The sequence below is a fragment of the Veronia pacifica genome, from assembly GCF_001707825.1.
GTDB classification, from domain to species: Bacteria; Pseudomonadota; Gammaproteobacteria; order Enterobacterales; family Vibrionaceae; genus Veronia; species Veronia pacifica.
This window is the reverse complement of the sequence record NZ_LYBM01000097.1, coordinates 1-2209: the sequence shown is the minus strand read 5'-3', so window position 1 is coordinate 2209 and position 2209 is coordinate 1. Positions and strand designations below refer to the sequence as shown.

2 protein-coding genes are annotated in these 2209 nt (G+C 45.8%); one reads left to right on the top strand and one right to left on the bottom strand.

Annotated elements, in window-relative coordinates:
- The first annotated feature begins 329 nt into the window (after window positions 1–329).
- On the top strand, window positions 330–1775 hold the full coding sequence (locus A8L45_RS23250; RefSeq protein ID WP_068905720.1) for an RNA-guided endonuclease InsQ/TnpB family protein: 1446 nt from the start codon (window positions 330–332) through the stop codon (window positions 1773–1775).
- 237 nt (window positions 1776–2012) lie between these two features.
- On the opposite strand, the gene A8L45_RS25120 is transcribed toward A8L45_RS23250, so the two are convergent.
- A partial coding sequence (locus tag A8L45_RS25120) for a hypothetical protein (RefSeq protein ID WP_217492217.1) occupies window positions 2013–2209 on the bottom strand: 197 nt, incomplete at its 5' end.

The window sequence follows — 2209 nt, the reverse complement described above, 5'->3', positions numbered from 1 at the left end:
AGCTGATTCTCTGGGAAGTCGTGTGCGCAGCCGTTTAGGCGGCACTGAAGTTTGTACCAAAACTCTACACGCTCCCCTTTTTGTGCGCAGCCGTGTAGGCGGCACTGAAGAATGACGTAATATTCTTCACGCATTCTACGCCGTGCGCAACCGTGTAGGCGGCACTGGAGTACCAAGCATCCCCCTCTAACCAAAATCTACCGTGCGCAGCCGTGAAGATGGCAACCCAGATTCACACCCTGTCCGATACGGAAAACCATAGAGCCAATGTGTGAACCCTATTTTCGGGTATAGTATGGGTTTATATACAACCACGCTCAACAATACATATGAAGCCTTTCAACGTATTCAAAACGCATACCTTCAAACTACATAACCTCACTGCCAAGAAGAAAGCCCTGCTAGATAAAACCTTCAAACAAAATGAAATGGCCTATTTCAAGGCGTTAGAGGCAGTTAAAGACGACGCTGAAGCACTGATTCCTCTTGATAAAAAAGAGCGAAAGCAGGGGGTTGCTGCTATTAAGAAAAAACTGCAAGCCATTGTAAAGCCTTTGCCTTTTGGTAATGCGCTTAAAGCCGCAGTGATTGAAGATGTGGCGGCACAGGTTTCAAGCTATGTAGAGCTTACTCTTTCGGGGCAGGATGCTGGCTACCCTACCCGCATTGAGGCTGAACATCAGTATCACGAAGCACTCAATGATTTACTCCGCTCAATGAGCAAAGAAGAAGAAGACAAAGCCAGAGACGAAATGGCAAGAGCGGCTTGTAATAAAGTTCGCCCTCTTAGCTTTTATAAATACCGTGTCAGTGATGGCTTTATGTTACTTGCTGATGATAAAAACCGTGTGTTTACCTTTCTTAACCTTTGGGGCGCAAGAGACAAACGGGCGACAAGGCTTGTTATGGATATGGTTGATACCCGCACAGGCGAACCTTTCAAAACGTCAACAGGTACAGGCTTACTTATGCCGCTGGCTTATAGTGACTGGCATACCGATGCAATCACTGTTGGCAATGCTAAATCGGCCAAGCTTTATGAGCGCGGCGGGGAGTACTACTTGGCGGTAGCTGTTGAGTATGTGGTTGAACGCCGCGAAACCTCTGCCGTTATGGGTATTGACTGTGGTATTGATGAAATTGCCTCTTATGCTGTGAGAAACAATAGCGGTCAGGTAATTGCGACCGGCACGTTTGATGGCAAGGTATTGCGTGAGCACCAACGAAAGCTTGAAAACAAACAGAAAATGGGGCAGAAAAAGGGCAAGGCACTGGTTCAAGCTTGGTCGAACTATTCTGATAACTTGGTACATCACATCGCCAATGCGATTGTTGATGTTGCTGAAAAATATAATGCTGAGGTGGTCATGGAAGATTTAATCGGCATTAAAAATAACCCTCACCAAAAGCGAAAAAAAGGTGGTCGTAAATTAGCCTTGCGCCGCCAGCTCAGCCGTCAGCAATACGGCAAACTTGAAAATATGCTCGAATATAAGCTGAATATGAAGGGAATTCCGAAACCCTCTTTGGTACACGCTGCCTATACCAGCTTAACCTGCCCTTCGTGCGGCCATTCTGACAAAACTAACCGACCTGAGCGCGATACCTTTAGATGTGGACAATGCGATTACAATAATCACGCTGACATTAATGCTGCCATTAATATTGCAGGTAAAAAGATTTGGCTTGAGGCAAATAAAACAAAGCTGAAAAAGGATTTACCCGACCATCTGAAATTCAGTAAATGGCAAGCTGTTAATTTGTCGCTTGATTAACCTCGAAGTTTTTTCTTCTCATCATGGTCTTTGCTCTGCACTTCAGCTAAAAACATAGCCGTGGGTGCGGGGCGTAATTCGCTTTATCTTCTCATCCTGTTTCTGGTGTTTCGGTGTATGCGCAACGCCTATGTTGCCTTACCTTTACCCGGTACGAAGCTTGCCTGTGACAATCACAACGAAGCAGAGCTTTTGCGTGTAGAGCGTAACTCGTGTCACTGACCCTTTTTATCAGAGCTAACATAAGGCGTTGATTTTATTGGTCATAAAAATATGGTTTAAAAAAAGGGTTTTTTGACTCTTTTTTCGCGCACACCACGTCACAACTGGGTTACTGGTCTTTTCGCTGCGGTGCGAAGCCGTGTAGGCGGCATGGAAGAGTCTCCAAAAAGTTGTTAGAAAACTGGCTGCGTGCGAAGCCGTGTAGGCGGCAT